Genomic DNA, 18,249 nt, shown 5'->3' with positions numbered 1-18,249 from the left:
AATATAAACAGACTGTTCCGGGAGGAACAGTCTGTTTTTTTGTTTAATTTACTAATTTGTTTTTTCTAGCTTGTTGAATCAAGTTATTTTTTAGAATAGTGTCATTCCTAAATATGTATTCTATAGAATCACCTTTCTTTTTAGATATAGAATCACCTATTTTATACGGGTACTCTAATAATTCAACTGAACCATTAGAGTATCTTACAAATAAAAAGTTATGTTCATTTTTATCTCTATAAATATTAGTGACTTTTGCATACATTTCATAATCAATTAAACTATTTTTAACTGTTTTTTCATGAAAAAAAACTAAATAGAGAATAATAAAAAATGCAGCAAGGAAACAATATTTTATATAGTTTTTGATCTTACTATCTATTTGAATAATTTTATTTTCCACTTACCCAAGTATTTGTTTTTGCCCAAGAAATAGGAAGTCCTGCACTTCCTTTAATAATTCCAAAACCTTTAGTTCTATATCCGTCTGGAGTGTGTACTCCAAAATGAGACATATCAAAATTATCTATATTCTTAAACCCTTTATATTTATCACTAAATGTACCTCCAAAAGAGCCATTAACAAGTCCTTCTCCTCCAGAATATGTAATACTTGTACCTCTAAATTCAGAAGTTACAAATGTATGATTTGGATCTGTCGGAATGATTGCACCTCCTTCAATACCTCCTGAAAGACCCAAACCTAGGCCCCCACCTAATGTAAAATATGATTCTACATGACCATTACCGTCTTGTACAAGACCCAATGAAACTGTAAATCCTCCTCCAATAAAAGCACTACCAGTGAATCCAGCATAGAACCCTGTACCTCCTTGAATGCTTCCAATAGAAGCTAGCATTTGGCTATCAGGATTAACTCCAATTTGAGTTCCTGCTCCAGTTGTAAAAGATTCTGTCATTACTTTACCACTGGAATCAGTGGCAACTCCTGATTCATTTAAGGTATATTGATAGCTTTGATTACCCTTATTATCTGTCCCTGTTATTGTTAAAGCATCATTATATTCCTGAGCTCCGGTATATTTTTTATCCTTAGCATCCTGTAATGAATGAACATCTTTATCATAAGTCCAAGATGTTTGTCCGTCAACAACTGACTTAATCCACCCAGTGCCTTCTCTACCGTCCGGATCGATAAAATTAATAGGATTATTAAATGCATAGTTATAAGGACTATACCTTGTCATTTTCTCTGCCAATGGATCCACCACGCCCCATCTACCAATATCCGGCATATACATCCTGGCTCCATAATCATACATTCCTGTCTCCTGCAATTCCTTTCCATTGTATTTATAGTTGTAGGTACTATTAATCGCTGTATTTCCTTCATCATGTTTCAATCCAAATGGATAATAATTATTTTCCTCAATGATCTGAACTGCTGATCCGTTATTCATATAACTTAACCTTATATTTCCTAAGTGATCGATATAATTGTAAATATACTTATTTTTTGTAAAATCATAGTATCCTTCAGACGTTGGAACAAATTTTAAATCTGAAGATGGTGCAGGAGGGTTGCTCCCTGTATAAAAATTATATTGGAAACCATCTAAATAATCTGTAGTAAATGTCTCTGCTCCTTGTTTGTATATTTTTGTGAGTTTTACTCCATCGGCTCTATACAAATAATCATAGAATTTTTGATTTTTACCGGCAGCTCCTTTTATTTTGGAGGGAAGGTTTAGAAAATTGTATTCTATGAGGTCTAGTGCCTTATCTCTATGACGGGTCATATTTCCATTATTATCATATAAAAAGGCATAAGGGCTTACAATATAAGGATAACCAGACGGATTTTGCTGTTCATCAGTAATTGTTGTTAAGCTGTTACCCGAGTAATCATATCTTAAATTATCAATTACTTTTGCAAGAGTGCTCCCAGCTAGAGCTCCCTCTGACCTTTTGAGTCTTGTAATATTTCCATTTAAATCATATTCAACTTGTTCAAAATATTCTCTGGCTGATTCATTTCCTGATTTTTGATAAAAACCGGCAGAAAGCCTGTTCAATGCATCATAAGAATAACCATACCTTTTTAAAGGCCCATTATCTTCTGTTAAAGTTTTCCATGCAACCTCCGCAATATTTCCATTAAATTTTGGACTTACTTTTAACGTAGGATAATCGGAATTGGGGATCTCCAGCCCTTCGACTGTATTATAATTAATTTGGTATCCAAACAGATCATTTCCTAAATTAGCAGGATCATTGATCTTTGTCATCCAGCCTCTGATGTTATACTTATAATCAATCTGCTGTAAAGGTGCTGTGGCGAGTACTCCTCCTACTTTTTTACTTTGTAGCTGAGACAGTTCATTGAAGGTATTCTGTGCCAGGATCTCTATAGGATTACCATTGACCTGATGAGTTAGTTTTAGCACTCTGTTTTGAGAGTCATACGTAAATACTTCCCGTGTAATCCTTTCTATATCGGCAGGAATCCTTCTATGGTAAGTATTAGCTTGAAGGATTGTTCCTGCAAAATCAAGTTTATGGTTTAGCACCGTATATCCTCCAAGATGGTTGTTGCTTCTTGTTCCTATTACCCTTCCTTTGGTATCATACCAGGTAAAGATTTTAGTCCATTGGTCATCCTCTATATTCTTTACATAAGTGGCCAAGGGAAGTCCTTTGGTAGAGCGTTCCTGGGTAGCATTATCCGTTAGAAGAGGCTGAGAAAACACATTGGTAACGGTTGGAGATCCTACGGGATAAGTATCATAATAATTGACACTTAAAATAGTTTCAATATCAATAAAATATCCATTGGTGTACAGAACCTGCATCCCACTTTTAGTAAATCCCGTACTGCTTCTAGCCTCTGTTATTACAAGATTTTCTGCCTGAGACTGCATACTGGTTCTGCTTCCTGCTGTAATGATCCCTGTATAGGCCGATCTCCCGAATGGATCATATTTAGTAATCATCCATTTGCCTTTCTCACGCATATTGGCATCCTGTGTCATAATCAGTCTGTCTGCTTTATCATATACCATATATTCCCAGCCTTTTCCGGGAAGTTTCTTTTCTACCAGACGGTTTTTCTCATCATAACGGTATTGATAACACAAGTCACTGAGTGCTGGGTTCACATCTGTAAGAGTGGAGGCTGTGGGAGGAATCACAAAAGCTAACTGGTCATATTCATTGTATACATAATAGGTGTCTGCATTGCCTGAAGCATTAATTAGTTTTCTTACCAGAATGACCTGTCCTTTCCCATTTTTAAATTCTATGGTTTTGTTTCCGTCTTCATCAGTCACCGTATTTTTATAGAGCTTAGATTCGGAGTAGATTCCTGTTGACGGTGGAAGTTCACTTTTGGTAGCTGCATTTTCCCACGTCGTAGTAGTGGTAAACATTTTTACAGCATCAGCGGCTGTATTGGCTTCATAATCAAACTTTACAGGCTTACCAGCCCAGTCATTTCCCACCTGGATCTGCTGCTGGATTCTGTTCAAAGGTGAGTTCTCCAATACTTTCTCTGAAAATATTTTTTCTGAACCATAAGGTGTATTGGCCGCATTCGATAAAGGATTAGGAACAATAGCTCCATTCAAGGTTTGGGATTGTGGAACAGGAAGATAATCTTTGACCTGTCTTCCAAAGCCGTCATATTCAATATGAGTAACAACATCTCGTCCTAATGGAGATGCTTTTACATTAACTATTTGTTTGGCCCTTCCTAATCCGTCAAAATATTGAACCGTCTCGGCAGATTTTGTAGCCGTAGCTCCATTGTAATCGAGATAGGTTTTAGCCTGGATATAGTTTTCTGTATTAGGAAGTGGAGTGAGCTGTGCCTGTAAACTTCCTGTTACCAGCAGTACTCCTATAGGGATTATTATCTTTTTCATCGGTATTAGTTTTTATAGTTGTACTTCATTTCCTTTACTACTTTTCCATTCGCATCAGCTACTTTTATCAGCCTTCCTGCTGTATCATAAGTGTAAAACTCTGTGATCCCTGTTGGCGGAGTAATACTTCTGACTCCTACCAGCGGATCATAGGTATAAGTAGTGACCGGAGAATTAGGAAACTGAGTTCTGAATGTCTTCAATGCACTTAATAAGGCGGTTTCATCATTATTGGACCCTGCTGCTCCATCAATATCAGAAGTATTGACAATAGCACTGATACTAGGTGAAACCTGGGCATAAGTCACGCCTTCAATTTTAGCAATAGGTTTTGTATTGTTATATCCCCAGATAATGACTGTTGGAATACCGTCTTTTGTGGTATACTGTTGTAAGTTTCCGTTTGAGTCATATTTATCGTAGGTAACTTCTGTTGATTGTGCTCCGGTATTAATTCCATAAGAAACTACTGAAGTAGGAAACAAAGTTGCTGGATCATCATATTTGGTCTCTGTTTTTGAAAACATTTTTCCGGCAGGATCACTTGCATTCTGCTTCTTTGTAACAATGGTTTGCAAAGGAATACCAATCATATTGGCATTGATCAACTTTTGATTGCCTTTTTCATAAGCATACTGATACAAAGTTTGTTGGCTGGAACCAGAAGTTTCAACATCTATCATAATCGGATTGGTATGTTTATAATTGGTATCATAAGTATAATTGGTAATCTCATCAATACCATTACTATTATTGGCTAAATAATTAGTGGTTTTCATCATTTTCTTCTTTACCCAGGCAGATGATATTTCATATCGGTTAACCGTAAACGTTGTAAAATTGGCAGCAATCGCTTTGATTCCAATCACATAAGGTCTTATCGGCAGAGTTGGAAATCCTGCACTATAATCGTTGGAAAGACTATTGAAATGATTATCAAAATCATAGGTGATAACATCTTTTTTCAGCAGCTTTTTCTGAGAATCATAATAATTTCGTCCGATTAAAATCCCACGGGCAAACTGATTGTTGGCATAAGTGAATATGGGGCTTCTGGCATTTTTAGCATTGGTATGACTAAGATTCATGTATTCATCTGTAGTTTCGTAACTTTCTGCTGCATTACTGATATTTTTGACTCTGGTTGTCACTTTATCATACACTGTAGGTTTTCCATTGATGGTTGTAATATTGAAGTTTCCGGTATTGCTGATCACCATCTGTTCACAGCTGTATCCTGCCACCTTATCCTCTGCCACTTCCTGGATGTAAGAATAGTCTATATCATCCCCCATATATTTTCCGGTGGATTTACCGTTTTCATCTTTATAAATGAACTCTGTTTCTTGAGCCAGCGTATTGCCATCGCTGTTCTTTATTTTTTCTACCCGGATTCCCCCTACAGATTTATTGTATTCTTTATTTTCAGATATAATGTCAACCCATTCCACATTCAAAGTAGCATACTGGCTGCTGTTTACGTTTCCTATTTTTCTGATCCTTATTTTATAAGAAGGCTTCTTGTCTGCAATCACTTCATATTGCTTGTTGATCAGGAATGTTTGAAGAACTGTATTGTTATTGTCCAATAATTCTCCAACAAAATGTGGTCCTTCCGGAAGACTTCCTTCAGAACCTTCATCCGGGCTGGTAGTACTTTGAAAAGTAATTTTAAAATCTACTTTGTTTGCATTGCTGCTCACATTGAAAACACCACCCAAGGGTTCCAGATTTGAAATAAGGAATTCCTTCTTTTCAATTTGAGTTTCTACTCCACTAAAATAGAAATCGTCTAATCCATATTCCAGGTTCATTGTTCCTCCGGTAGGATATTGAATCTCTTTTAAACTTCCAGATACGGCATAATTAATATCAGGCCTCTTATCATCCCCATAGCCATAAGTTTTATCATCATATGTTATATAGGGAATTCCCTGGTTAAAGGTCTTCCCGTTATAGAATCCTACATAATCAGTCTGTTCAGAAAGTCTGTTCGGTAAAGGATAATTTTCATAATACTGAAGTTTGTATTTTGAATTATCTTTCAGGTTCACAACCTCTTTTAATTTGAGTCTTTTAGTCAGGTAAGGGAAATCAGCTTCAAAACCGGGAACTACCGGTGAATCTGTACTTATAAAGTAATCTTTAACCAAACTATAATCTGATACCACCGCTTTCTGAGGGTTTCTAATCTCTACTTTACTTAAAGAAAGTCCATTATTGATATCTTCACGGCCATTATATAGGAACTTCATTTCGTTTCCTTCAAATTCAATACTCTGCAGTACATTTTCTAAAAGAACTCTTGTTCTTGTAACGAATTCTTCATTAATAGTCCCATTTTCAACATTACATGCCCTGCCTACTCTAAGTCCTTTATAGAAACTGCTCAGATAATCATAGTTGCTAGTCAGGTAATTGAATTTTATTTCCTTTCCTGTTGGTAAAAGAATTCTTGTAATGACAAAGTCTGTCGTATTAAAATCTTGTGGATCAGGTGCATTACCACCTCCAACATTTTGGGTCTGATTTCCCGGCTTGAAATAATATTTTATCCCTTGGTTATCTGTAAAAACAAATGAGTCTTCAATCTTTACCGTGCTATAGGGGATTTGAATGATTTTCCCGGCACTGTCATAATAAAACTCTCCTGAGCTGCCACCAATAGCATAAGAATAGATATCAGGCTGGGTATCCGGTGCTCCAAGTCCATTTTTGAGGGTCATAGCAAGGGTATAATCATTTGGATTCCCTTGGACAGGATTAAAATTATCAGGATTAATATATTGTATTTTTCCCTTATCCTCTCTTCCTAAAATCTGTTTGGATAATGAAAGGCCTCCAATAGATAATGACCATCCAAGACCAACTTTTGAGGCTGTTTCTTTTACTTTCACTCCTGAAGCATGATATTTTAAGGAAACCGGTAAACTAAAATCACCTACTTTGATGGTATACAAAGGAATATCAATACCTACCGCTCCGGTATGGGTAGAAGTGGGTATATCAATATGTTTGGATAGCTGACTTGCGTCTGGAGATTTTATAGTGAGGTTATATTTACTGTCTTTCGCATCTACTGATTGTGCATAGCCCAGGGCACATCCACAGATGATCAGAGAAGCTGCAATTACTTTTTTCATCGTGTTTATTTTTTAATCAATTTAGCATTCGCTGTTTTATTTGTATCCGTTTTTATGGTCACCAGATAAGCACCCTGAACAAGCGCTTGTGTATTGATTTTGGTAACATTATTTTTAGTTTTTATATTCTGAAGCTGTCTTCCGCTCATGTCGTACAGCATAATGTCAGCTTCCTTAAAATCAAAGCCTATTTCTACATAAGCATAATCTGAAACCGGGTTCGGATAGATCTTGATATCATGCTTTTCTATCAGCTGATCTACCTGTTTGTCTCCCAGCTTTACGATCTTCCAGTTCTCTTTTCCTAATTCCTCAGCACTCGTTCCGGCCAGAACAATAGAGCCATCCCTGTTTAATTTCAGGTCAGAAAGTCTCTCCTCCTTTTTTCTCGAGTCTCCACTCACATGTTTTCTCCACTGTTCATTGCCGTTGCCATCAAGATAGAGCATCCAAAAGGTTTCATCGTCCTTTTCTATTCTTCCTTCCGCCTGGGTATAACCACCCAACAATATTCCTTTGGTGGCATCTTGATTCTTGGCTCTCGGCTCTTGGTTCTTGATTCTTGATTCTTGACTCTGTATCACATTCATTCCCATTAAAATATCTCTGTTCTTGAAATTGTAGGATTTCTGCCAGATTTCTTCACCTCTTTCATTCAGTGAGATCAGCCAAAGGTCTGTTCCTTCTTCAATACCTACTGATTTATTTCCGGATCTTTCGGATCTGGATTCTCCACCAATGATGAAACCGTTTGAAGTTAAAGCCAGGGTTCTGATATGGTCATCTCCTTTTCCACCAAAGTTCTTTTCCCATTCTAGTTTTCCGTTTTTATCCAGTTTGACAATCCAGTAATCGCCTTCACCGAAATTGCTGTTGGCTTTTGGCATTTGGCTAATGGCTGTTGAGGCAGCAGGCCTTTCAGTCGAAGGTGTAATCTCAGGATTCCCAACCCCGGAACCTGAACCCCGAACCTCGGAACTCCTCGAATAGATTCCCAGTAATGCTCCACCGTCTTTTGTTGGGATCATTTTCTCTACTTCATCTAGTCCTCTTCCCCCTAGAATAAGCTGAGACAGTTCTTTTCCCTCTTTATCCAATCTGGTGACCCAGACGTCTTTTGAACCGTAGCCTTTGGATGAACTCTGTATATTTCCCGCTACAAAAAATCCTAAGTCGGTGGTCTGAATGACAGCTTTGGCTTCTTCATCTGAAGATGTTCCCAAGGTTTTCTGCCACAGTTCATCACCAAATTCATTCAGCCTGATCAGCCAGATATCCGATCCGCCTTTGGAATCTTCTTTTTTATCCAGTCCTTTGCTTGAATATGTGGTACCTGAAACCAGAAATCCACCATCCTGGGTGGTCACCGTTCCTGATAAATAATCGTGGTTTTGTCCGGCAATATATTTCTCCCAAACCTGTTCTCCCTGCTGGTTGAGTTTTACCAAATGGAAATCGTAGCCGTTGTTTGTTTTTTGACCATTAACAGCTGGCGACTGGCTTTTAGCCTGAATAGAGCTTCCGGTGATAAGATATTGCTGATCAATAGTGGTGATTACCTGATTGAGAAAATCCTGAGTGGAAGATTTGATGTCTTTCTGCCAGATCACTTCTTGGGCAGAGAGGCCCAAAATGGTACATAGAGTACATGCACCCATGTAGAGTTTTTTCATGCCATTATTTAGTTTAAGTTATTCTTAGTTTAATTTGCTGCAAAAATATTACTTTTAGCTCACTGTGGAAAGATTTATTTTATCATATTGATTATGAAATCTATTACAGTACAATACTTTATTGTTTTTATATCTGCAAAGATTATTCATTAATGCGACAAAACTTGTCGTATTATCAGCAATCTTTGCATAAATATCAAGTCAAAATGAAGACATAATTATCTGTATGATTTATAGGTGAAATCACACTTTGCTACGATTTTTTTTAACTTCGGATAATTAATTTGATGTTTTGATATGTTCTAAGAAAATTTTAACTGAAAAGGGTAATATAAATACAACAGGCTGATTGTTTTAGCTTTGAAGCAAGAGCATCTTCACATTAATATTCATGAACAGTTTTTGGGAAAAATAAATTTTCACCTGTGGGGATTCACAAAGTTCCATACGGAATTGATAAACTCACTGTTTTTTTCATAATACAAAAGATGTCCACCATCAATGGAAACCACTTTTTGATTTGGAAATTGGAATGTTTGATAATGCTTGGTTCCTACGGCTTTGTCTTTTTTTCCTGTAATAATTAATACAGGGACTTTAATGTCTTTTGTAAGAGGTGTGTAGTCAGTGTAATATTCAGGATATTCTTTGGGCTTTGTGATCACTGCCATTCCAAAATCGATGATCCTTGGATGAAGAGAATCTATTTTGTCCATTTGTTTAATGGTTTCGATATCATCCGTAAGAAATTTATACCCGATACGCTTTTTTCTCATTAAGCTGCTTACTTTTGAAATTTCTGACTGAAGGCTGTCTTTGGAAATGTCTTTGGCAGGGGAGTGAAGGAGTTCATTTCCATACTCTATCTGTTCTCTTACCGATTCATCATTGAGGAAATGTAACGTGATATTGGCGAGGATAAGTCCTTTTGTGTATTGAGGGTATTTTTTAGCATAATTAACTGCAATAATTCCTCCAAAAGAATGTGCCAGTAAGAAAACCTTGTTCAGTTTCATATGTTGTCTCAGTTCTTCAATATCCTGGATCATTTTGTCAAGATGATAATTCTCTGCCTGACCTGATTCACCGGAACCACGTTGATCCATATAGATCATTTTCATATTTTTTTCAAGGTTGTTTCCGCCCATCAGTTCAAATGAAGGATATCCCTGTCCGGGACCTCCGGGAACATAGATACAGGCTTCCCCTTTTCCGGAGACTTTATATTTGAGTCTGATATGGTCAGCGGTTTCAAAAAAGCCTTCAGAACTGTTGTTCTGAGCAGAAACAGAAATTATAGATAAGCAGAAACAGATAAGTAGCGAGATGGTTTTCATATACTAATAACAGTTGGGAGAACCTGTTTATTACTTCTTCTATGTATTATTTTTTCATACATCTAAGCATTCGGGGTTTCCTGTTAAACCTGATTAATTCTGTCAAAAAATATGTGATAGAGAGATCTCAGACAGTTAAGGAACCGGATGAAATTTCAGGTTGCTTTAAGTGAGCTCAGCGATTTTTTTAAAGAGTCCGGGATAATGGATGACCAATCCATTTTCATCCACTACAATGTCAGCTTTAAAATCGGTTTCAATATTTTTGTACAGATATCCGGCGGTGCTTGTTTTGGTATACTGTTGCTTGGCTGGTTTAATATGATTGTTTAAAATATCAATATAAATAACCTTGATCTTCTGCGAGTGGTTTTCAGTTAGAATCAAATTATTGATCGGCAATGTATTGGTAAATGGGGTTAAAGAGATATCAATATATTTGAATCCTTTCAATTCAGGATGTATCATATTATTGATCTCCCAATGATCCTGTTGTTTTTTTCCTGTTATTTTGGTCTTTATGGTATTGATCTCAGATTCAATTAAAAATTCCAGCATTGTCCAGTCTTTATCAATGATGAGTTTATAATCTACAGCATAAATTTTATCATGATAACAGCCAATGATTTTTGACAGTACAGTATAGTTTTTACCATTTTCTTGTATGTTAACATATTCGAGAGACTGATAAATTATTCCTTGCCATATTAATGTTTTCATTTTGTTTCGGTTTAATGTAATGTCAGTGTTAGAGTATATTGAATGGAATATTGATTAATGGGAAATTCTTCGTTTCCTGATCCTGCTTAATGTTTCCCTTGCTACGCCTAAGAAAGAAGCCAGTTGGGTAAGTGATACCCGCTGCAGCATTTCGGGGTATCTGTTTTCAAGATATTCTAATCTTTCCCAGGCAGAATAAAGTTTGAAAAGATTGGAAAACTCTTCCTGTTTTGTGGCAAACTGACGGATACAATGACGTCCCAGGCTTTCAATTTCATGAGATTCTTTAGCCATTGTAAACAATTTTTCTTTATTGAGAATAACCGTATATACTTCTTCACATGCTGCCATATTGAACTCAGATGGTTGTCCGCTGCCAAAGCTGCTGATATTGGTGGCGATTTCATTTTCAAAGAAAAAGCCGGTATTTTTTATCACTCCGTCTATCTCATAATACGTTTTACAAAATCCTTTATCAATAAAAAATAGAGAATGGCAGATCTCTCCCTCCTGCAGCATAAGTTCATTTTTTTTAAAACTTTTTTCAGACAGGGCAGGCTGGAGCAAAGACCAGCTTTCATCAGAAAAAGGAGTGAGGGAACGGAGATAGGTCAGAAGATTTGTCATATGTCAGCTATTATTCTTTAATCTGGTCAGACACGAAGAGATTATTCTTGTTGATATTTAGAATATTTTCGTTTGTAGTATACCAGTGAACAAATTGATCATATTCAGCTTTATTATTTTCCTGCCAGTTTTTAAATGCTTTCTGATCACCAATTTGGAAAATATAATGATTGTATGCGTTAAATACATTATGATCTTCCATTGTTTTATGATAACTAAGGAGTACATTAGGATTATCTATATAATCTTTTGTATAATATTCTTTCAGAAACTGTCTTCTGATTTCAGATAAGGTATTGAGATTAATTTCTTTTTGATTAATTATAGAAAGGGCAAAGTTTTTAGCAAAAACAATGCAGAATGGGAATTTTTTATTTTTATCATATTGTTGGGCATCTATTACAGCTGGACATAAGTTTGTTTTTATCCCTTCATTATCAAACTTTACTGCCTTTTTATAATTTTCGTATAAAAGCATACTTATTTCTTTGGTACGCGATGTCGTACGTTCCAGATTTACAAATATTTCCCCATAAATAAGCCCAGACAGAAGATCATTAGAATTTAAATAAATTTGTGAGACCCTATAATAATTTGATGGATATGAAGGTTCTGCTTTTATGCCTTTCTCATACGTTTTAATAGCTTCATTGAATTTTCCTTCAAATTCCAAAACCACTCCTTTTTCAAGATATAGTTTTCCTGAAGCCGGAAATTTTTTAAGCCCTTCATTATAGACGCTTATTGCTTTTTCAGGATTATTGGAAAGATCGTAAGCGCTGCCAAGCAATGCGTAGTAATAGTCGTCAATATTAGAGTGATCTTTTGCCTTGTTAAGTTCTGAAATAGCCAAAGTGTAATCCTTTTTTTTGATATATGCTAAGGCAATTTCATAGGGGTAAGTATAGTCCTTTGGGTCTATTTTTTCACAGTCTTTCAAAATGGAGATTCCTTCATCATATTTTTCTGCATCAATTAATTTTATTGCGTCATGAACTTCTTTACATTTAAATGTCTTTTTTTGAGCATTCGTCAGTTGAAAAAAGCTTAAGGTGACCAGAAAAAGGGTAGTACGTAACATTAACTTTCAGGTATTAGTTTATTACAAAAATGCATTTTTTTAATTTAAAAAGGAAAAAACTATTCCAGATCCAACGTCATAAAAAGGGCAATCTCGTCAGAATTATTATACAATCTTGTGTTCATGCCGGTAATATTGAAGCCCATTCTTCTGTAAAATTGTATCGCAGGGTAATTGGTATTCTGGGTTTCAAGTTCAATAACCCGGCAGTTTAATCTTCGGGCTTCTTTAATGGTATTTTTGATCAGTTGTATGCCGGCACCCTGTCTTCGGTGTTTCTCATGGATCAGGATGTTTTCGATATAAAAACTGTTGTTCCAGGTTCTTTGCTCACCAATAATCCAGCCTACCAGCTCATGATCAATATAAGCTCCGAAGGAATTTCCTTTTTTAATGATTGTATTAAAGGTTTCAAGCTCATCAGAATCAGTTTCCCATAGTTTGGTATAGGATAAAGCTTTTTCTTTTACCGTAAATTCGAAAACGCCGCCATATTCTATGGAAGATACGGAATATATGGTATCCGTAGTATAGCCGTTGTGCCCCCAGTCTGTGGTAGGATTGTTGGTAAGCTTTTCCAGTTTTTTTATTTCCATAAGATGATGTTAATAGGAAGTTTATGATATTTCAGTACAGATTTCTACCAGATAATTATCAAGGTCTTTAATATACGCTGTTTTTTGTCCCCAGGGTTTTACCGTGATGTTTTCATACAGAACGGCACCATTTTTAACTGCTTTTTCTGCCAGTGTTTCCACGTCATCCGTAGTAAAGCCCAATTCTATTCCGAAAGGTTGGACTTCTGATTTCGAGGTTAAAAATCCCTTTTTTAAATTGGAGCTGGCCAGGCTGATCGATGCAAAAGAAATAGTAGTTTCTCCGGTAAGAAGCTCTCCGTAATCTTTTGCAGGAGTAATGAATTTTATTTCTGTATCAAAAGTGTTTTTGTAGAAATTCATTGATTTTTCTACCTCTTCTACATACAGGATAACATATTTAAATTTAATCATATTATTGGATTATATTATTTTTTCTTGATAATATAGTCTTCGTCTACCATCAGTTCGATATGAGGCCCATTAAGCGGATAATATTTCATACCTCCAAAATGACCGAAATGAAGCGGATATTTTTGACTAAGATCTCTTACTTTAGCTCCAAAGGTGTTGATATCAATATCTATAACCTGATCTTTATATTGCCTTCCATTAGTAAAGAAGAGCATAAGGTTACATTGATCACCAAAGTCGAAATCGTGGTAGTGAAATACGCTGAGGTTTTCTTCATGGCATATTGCAACCAAATCATTAATGAAATCCTTTTTATATGCCAGCGGAATATTACAGTCAACTCTTATTGAAAAATTTTCGGCATTATTCTGTCTGAAGTCTGAACCTGTCATCTGAATAAACCGGTGTTCTATAGTCCTGAATATTTTCCTCTCCGGAAGATAGTTTTTAGTGTACTGAATTTCAAAAGGAATCTGCTCATCTAAAAGTACGGCATTTTGATCCGTCAACAGTTTTTCAATTTCAGCAGCTAACTGAAAGTAATAGTCAAAAAGCTGATCATTTCCAATAGTCATCATCACCTGATTGCCATTGATTTTTAGCTGTAAATAGGTGTAAGGGAATTCTGCTTTTAAAATTTCCAGTCTGTAGAGGAAATTTTCAATATCATCCACCTGAACTTTTGTCTCCAGCCCGGCAGGATTGTCGGCATGGCCGCCATATCCCTGCAAGAACTTAAAATATTTAAAATGATATAAATTTTCAGGAAATTTAAAATACCAGTATACTCCTAAAATCATGGATGAATTGATTGGTGAATTGAATATTGATCAAAATTAAATAAAATTTCACACTCCAAAACATTCAAAACCCTTAAATTTGTGGTCAATAAAAATTTACTTGGATGCTTAGGAAAATTTCAATTGCGGCAGCTGCTGTTTTGTCCGTAGTTACAATCAATGCGCAGAAGAACAAAAATACTCAACTGGAAAGACCGAAATTAGTGGTAGGTTTGGTGGTAGACCAAATGCGTTGGGACTATCTATACCGTTTTTATGGTAAATATGGAAATGACGGTTTCAAAAGACTGCTGAATACAGGATATTCTTTAAATAATGTACATATTCCTTATGTTCCTACGATTACCGCTTTAGGACATACATGTATCTATACCGGGTCTGTACCTGCAATCCACGGAATTGCCGGAAACGACTGGACAGATAAGGAAACGGGTAAAGGGGTGTACTGTACGGCAGATGACAGCGTTCAGCCGGTAGGAACTACCAATACTAAAACAGGAAGCCACTCTCCAAAAAACCTTTGGTCTACAACCGTAACCGATGAGTTGAGACTGGCCACGAACTTCCAGGGTAAAGTGATAGGAGTTTCTCTTAAAGACCGTGCTTCTATTCTTCCTGCAGGTCATACTCCGAATGGAGCTTTCTGGTTTGACGACAGTACCGGGAACTTTATTACAAGTACATGGTATATGAAAGAGCTTCCACAATGGATACAATCATTCAATGCTCAGAATTTACCTGAAAAATTAGTAGCCAACGGCTGGAATACTTTACTTCCAATCAATCAGTATACAGAAAGTTCACCTGACAATTCTTCATGGGAAGGTCTATTGGGAAGTGCAAAAACACCTACATTCCCATATACCAATCTGGCGAAAGATTATCAGACAAAGAAAGATAATATCCGTTATACACCTTTTGGAAATACATTGACATTAAAGCTGGCTGAAGCTTCTGTAGAAGGAGAGCAGTTAGGGGGAGACCATATTACAGATTTCTTAGCAATCAATTTAGCTTCTACGGATTATGCAGGCCATAAATACGGACCGAACTCTATTGAGGTTGAAGATGTCTATATCAGACTGGATCAGGATTTGGCTCAGTTTTTCAGCTACCTGGATTCAAAAGTAGGAAAAGGGCAGTATACGGTTTTCCTTTCAGCTGACCACGGAGGGGCTCATTCTGTAGGATTCCTTAAAGAGCATAAAATTACTACAGGCTTTTTTGGAGAAGGCATGGAAAAAAATCTTAATCAGAAACTGAAAGAAAAATTTGGTGCTGATAACCTGATCAATGCTATAGATAATTATCAGGTGTATTTTGACAGAAAAGTATTGGCAGATACTAAACTTGAGCTGGATGATGTGAGAAATTTTGCGGTAAAAGAACTTGAAAAAGATCCTACTGTTTTATATGCTGTTTCTGTAGACAGAGTTCAGGAAGCCAGTATTCCGGAGCCTATCAAACAAAGAATTATCAATGGGATCAACAGACAGAGAAGCGGAGATATCCAGTTGATTTCTCATGACTCTATGCTTCCTCCTTATTCTAAAACAGGAACTACACACAGTGTTTGGAACTCTTATGATTCCCATATTCCATTGATTTTTATGGGTTGGGGAGTTCAGCAGGGAGAAAGCAATAAAGAATACCACATGACAGATATTGCACCTACGGTTTCTTCTTTATTGAAAATCCAGTTTCCAAGTGGAAATGTTGGAAATCCGATTACAGAAGTGATGGGGAAATAATCAAACAACATCAGTATATATAAATGGCTGCTTTCAACTATTGGAGGCAGCTTTTATTTTTATAGTATTCATCAAGGCCGGTTGCTGTACAGGATTTTCTAATACTTATGAATAAGACGTAATTTTTTACCTGTTATTTCACTTTTTGTCTAATACATTTAAAAAGCTATCTTTGCAAAAATTATGGTTTCCAATATATTGGAATGAAAAGGGAATCGGGTGGAACTCCCGGACTGTCCCCGCAACTGTAAATCGCAACAAAAGTTTCTGTAAAAAACCACTGTGTAAAAACGGGAAGGTACAGAAGGCGAAAGTCAGGAGACCTGCCAGAATAATAATCAAAATATATATTGCTTTCGGAGGAAGAGTAAATTAGTATGGATATAAAAAGATCTTTAGTACTGCTTTTTTCGTCTTATGGCTGCTTTCTTTTTGGACAAGAGAAGGCCTTAGATACTATTTATGTATTCGACAGCCAGATAAACAAAGTAAAGCTCTTTCATCATGTAACGAATATTACCAATGAAGATGCTGAAAAAAATTCTGCCAACCTTTCCGAATTACTGAGATTTCAATCTCCTGTGTATATCAAAGAAAATGGGCGTGGTGCCGTTTCTTCACCTTCTTTCAGGGGAACTACCGCCCAGCAGACTGCTTTTGTATGGAATGGAATTAATATTAACTCCAGTTTTTTAGGACAGGGAGATATCAATAATATGGCTTTGTTTGGATATGACCAGATCGGAATTAAACCTGGTGGAGGTAGTGTTATTTATGGCAGTGGCGCCATTGGGGGAAGTATTCATTTGAATAGCAGCCTTGATTTTAATAAAGGTTTCCATGCTGCTCTGTTTTCAGAATTTGCATCTTTTAATACTTATAATAATGTTGTTAAAGGTTCTTACAGCAATGATAAGTTCAGCTTTAAAGTTTCCGGAAGCCATTCTATAAGCCAGAATGATTATGAAGTAGAAGAAGCGGGCGGAAAGAAGTATACGAATGACAACGGAAAGTATTACAATACCAATTTCAATATAGCAGTAGCTTATAAAATTGCTCCCCATCATCAGATCTCATGGATATCAGAGACTTTTAACGGAAAACAGCATTATCCTGTTCGTTTTGGTGATCTGGAAACCAAGACAAAGTATCATACCCAGAATTTCAGAAACCTGATGGCCTGGGATTGGAATACCACGCGTTTCAGCAATTCATTTAAAGCAGCCTATACTGAGGAAAATTTTCAGTATTTTGGAGATATTGCAGAACCGGAAACCAGTGGAGGTGCCGGAAAGAATTATATTTTGAAAAATGATTTCAATTACTTCCTCAATTCAAAATGGAATATCAATATTATCGGAGAATTTCAAGTGAATAAAGGTAAGGGAGAGGGAAGCTCAAAAATAGGTGATATCAGCAGAAATGCCGGGTCTATTGCCGGATTACTTCGTTATTTTCCTATCAAAGACTTACGGTTTGAAGCCGGAATCAAGAAAGATTTTGTAGAAGACTTTAAATCACCGGTCTTATTTTCTTTTTCAGGAAAATGGAATGCCACCCAATGGTATGATGTAGGGCTAAGTGTTTCAAGAAACTTCAGAGCTCCTTCATTTAATGACCTCTACTGGACACCGGGAGGAAATCTGAATTTAAAACCGGAAACTTCCTACCAGTTTGAATGGAGTAACCAGTTTAAATTAGGAAATTTTAAATTATCTATAGCTCCTTACTATATGAATATCCGTGATATGATCCGGTGGCTTCCAACAATTTCCGGGTATTATGGAGCTAGTAATACCAGTAGGGTAGAGTCTTATGGAGTAGAGTCGCAGCTTGAATTTGAAAAAAAATTCGGGAAGCATATGTTGAAATCAAATCTTGGGTATTCTTATACGAAATCTAAGGACCTTGATATTCAGAAACAACTTATGTATGTGCCTTTACATAAACTTACAGGAAGTATAGACTACCGATATGATTTTGTGAAAGTATATGTACAGGGAATGTTTAACGGGCTTACCTATACAGATTCCAATGAAAAAAGAAGTGATGCCTTAGATTCTTATTTTGTGATGAATGCCGGAGCCAGCGCTGCATTTCTTAAAAACTACAGCCTGGGTTTTAAAGTAAATAATATTTTAAATGAAACTTATTATACGATGCTTTCCTATCCGTTACCCGGACGAAATTACAGTATAAGCCTTACTATCAATTTTTAAAATA

General features: G+C 36.2%; 13 protein-coding genes and 1 riboswitch. Of the genes, 2 read left to right on the top strand and 11 right to left on the bottom strand.

Annotated features, from left to right (window positions below):
* Window positions 1-43: 43 nt before the first annotated feature.
* The 11 genes from MP477_RS19675 to MP477_RS19625 all read right to left on the bottom strand — a co-directional run bounded on the left by MP477_RS19675 (window position 44) and on the right by MP477_RS19625 (window position 14,275).
* Complete coding sequence (locus tag MP477_RS19675) at window positions 44-403, bottom strand: hypothetical protein (RefSeq protein WP_257191735.1); 360 nt, start codon at window positions 401-403, stop codon at window positions 44-46.
* A complete protein-coding gene (locus MP477_RS19670) occupies window positions 393-3,884 on the bottom strand; it encodes an RHS repeat-associated core domain-containing protein (RefSeq protein WP_257191734.1) in 3,492 nt (1,163 codons plus the stop codon). The genes MP477_RS19675 and MP477_RS19670 overlap by 11 nt, the downstream gene beginning before the upstream one ends.
* 5 nt (window positions 3,885-3,889) lie before the next feature.
* Window positions 3,890-7,027 (bottom strand): RHS repeat domain-containing protein, encoded by a 3,138-nt coding sequence (locus MP477_RS19665; protein WP_257191733.1) that lies wholly within the window; start codon window positions 7,025-7,027, stop codon window positions 3,890-3,892.
* A 5-nt stretch (window positions 7,028-7,032) separates the two neighbouring features.
* Window positions 7,033-8,700, bottom strand: coding sequence for a T9SS type A sorting domain-containing protein (locus MP477_RS19660; protein ID WP_257191732.1), 1,668 nt, complete (start codon window positions 8,698-8,700; stop codon window positions 7,033-7,035).
* A gap of 419 nt (window positions 8,701-9,119) precedes the next feature.
* Entirely contained in the window at window positions 9,120-10,037 is a 918-nt protein-coding gene (locus MP477_RS19655) for an alpha/beta fold hydrolase (protein WP_257191731.1), read from the bottom strand.
* Between the two features lie 165 nt (window positions 10,038-10,202).
* Window positions 10,203-10,757, bottom strand: a complete 555-nt coding sequence (locus MP477_RS19650) for a putative glycolipid-binding domain-containing protein (protein ID WP_230037193.1) — start codon at window positions 10,755-10,757, stop codon at window positions 10,203-10,205.
* A 54-nt stretch (window positions 10,758-10,811) separates the two neighbouring features.
* Window positions 10,812-11,384: a Crp/Fnr family transcriptional regulator gene (locus MP477_RS19645; RefSeq protein WP_257191730.1), complete on the bottom strand. Its 573-nt coding sequence runs from the start codon at window positions 11,382-11,384 to the stop codon at window positions 10,812-10,814.
* Window positions 11,385-11,394: 10 nt separating this feature from the next.
* The gene (locus tag MP477_RS19640) at window positions 11,395-12,465 is read right to left on the bottom strand and encodes a lipopolysaccharide assembly protein LapB (RefSeq protein WP_230037189.1); all 1,071 of its coding nucleotides are present in this window, start codon (window positions 12,463-12,465) and stop codon (window positions 11,395-11,397) included.
* A gap of 59 nt (window positions 12,466-12,524) precedes the next feature.
* On the bottom strand, window positions 12,525-13,061 hold the full coding sequence (locus MP477_RS19635) for an N-acetyltransferase (protein ID WP_257191729.1): 537 nt from the start codon (window positions 13,059-13,061) through the stop codon (window positions 12,525-12,527).
* A gap of 21 nt (window positions 13,062-13,082) precedes the next feature.
* Window positions 13,083-13,475, bottom strand: coding sequence for a VOC family protein (locus MP477_RS19630; RefSeq protein WP_257191728.1), 393 nt, complete (start codon window positions 13,473-13,475; stop codon window positions 13,083-13,085).
* 14 nt (window positions 13,476-13,489) lie between these two features.
* Window positions 13,490-14,275, bottom strand: coding sequence for a hypothetical protein (locus MP477_RS19625; protein WP_257191727.1), 786 nt, complete (start codon window positions 14,273-14,275; stop codon window positions 13,490-13,492).
* 104 nt (window positions 14,276-14,379) lie between these two features.
* On the opposite strand from MP477_RS19625, the gene pafA reads away from it, so the two are divergent.
* Both pafA and MP477_RS19615 read left to right on the top strand, forming a co-directional pair.
* Window positions 14,380-16,026 carry an alkaline phosphatase PafA gene (pafA, locus tag MP477_RS19620; protein ID WP_230037181.1) on the top strand — a complete coding sequence of 549 codons (1,647 nt, stop codon included), beginning with the start codon at window positions 14,380-14,382 and terminating at the stop codon, window positions 16,024-16,026.
* 167 nt (window positions 16,027-16,193) lie between these two features.
* A riboswitch (cobalamin riboswitch) is annotated at window positions 16,194-16,372 on the top strand.
* A gap of 31 nt (window positions 16,373-16,403) precedes the next feature.
* A complete protein-coding gene (locus MP477_RS19615; protein WP_257191726.1) occupies window positions 16,404-18,245 on the top strand; it encodes a TonB-dependent siderophore receptor in 1,842 nt (613 codons plus the stop codon).
* The last annotated feature ends 4 nt before the right edge of the window (window positions 18,246-18,249 follow it).

This window comes from Chryseobacterium sp. WG23 (assembly GCF_024586575.1).
Classification (GTDB): Bacteria; Bacteroidota; Bacteroidia; order Flavobacteriales; family Weeksellaceae; genus Chryseobacterium.
Note: the sequence above shows the minus strand (reverse complement) of the source record. Positions and strands in the feature narration are given on the sequence as shown.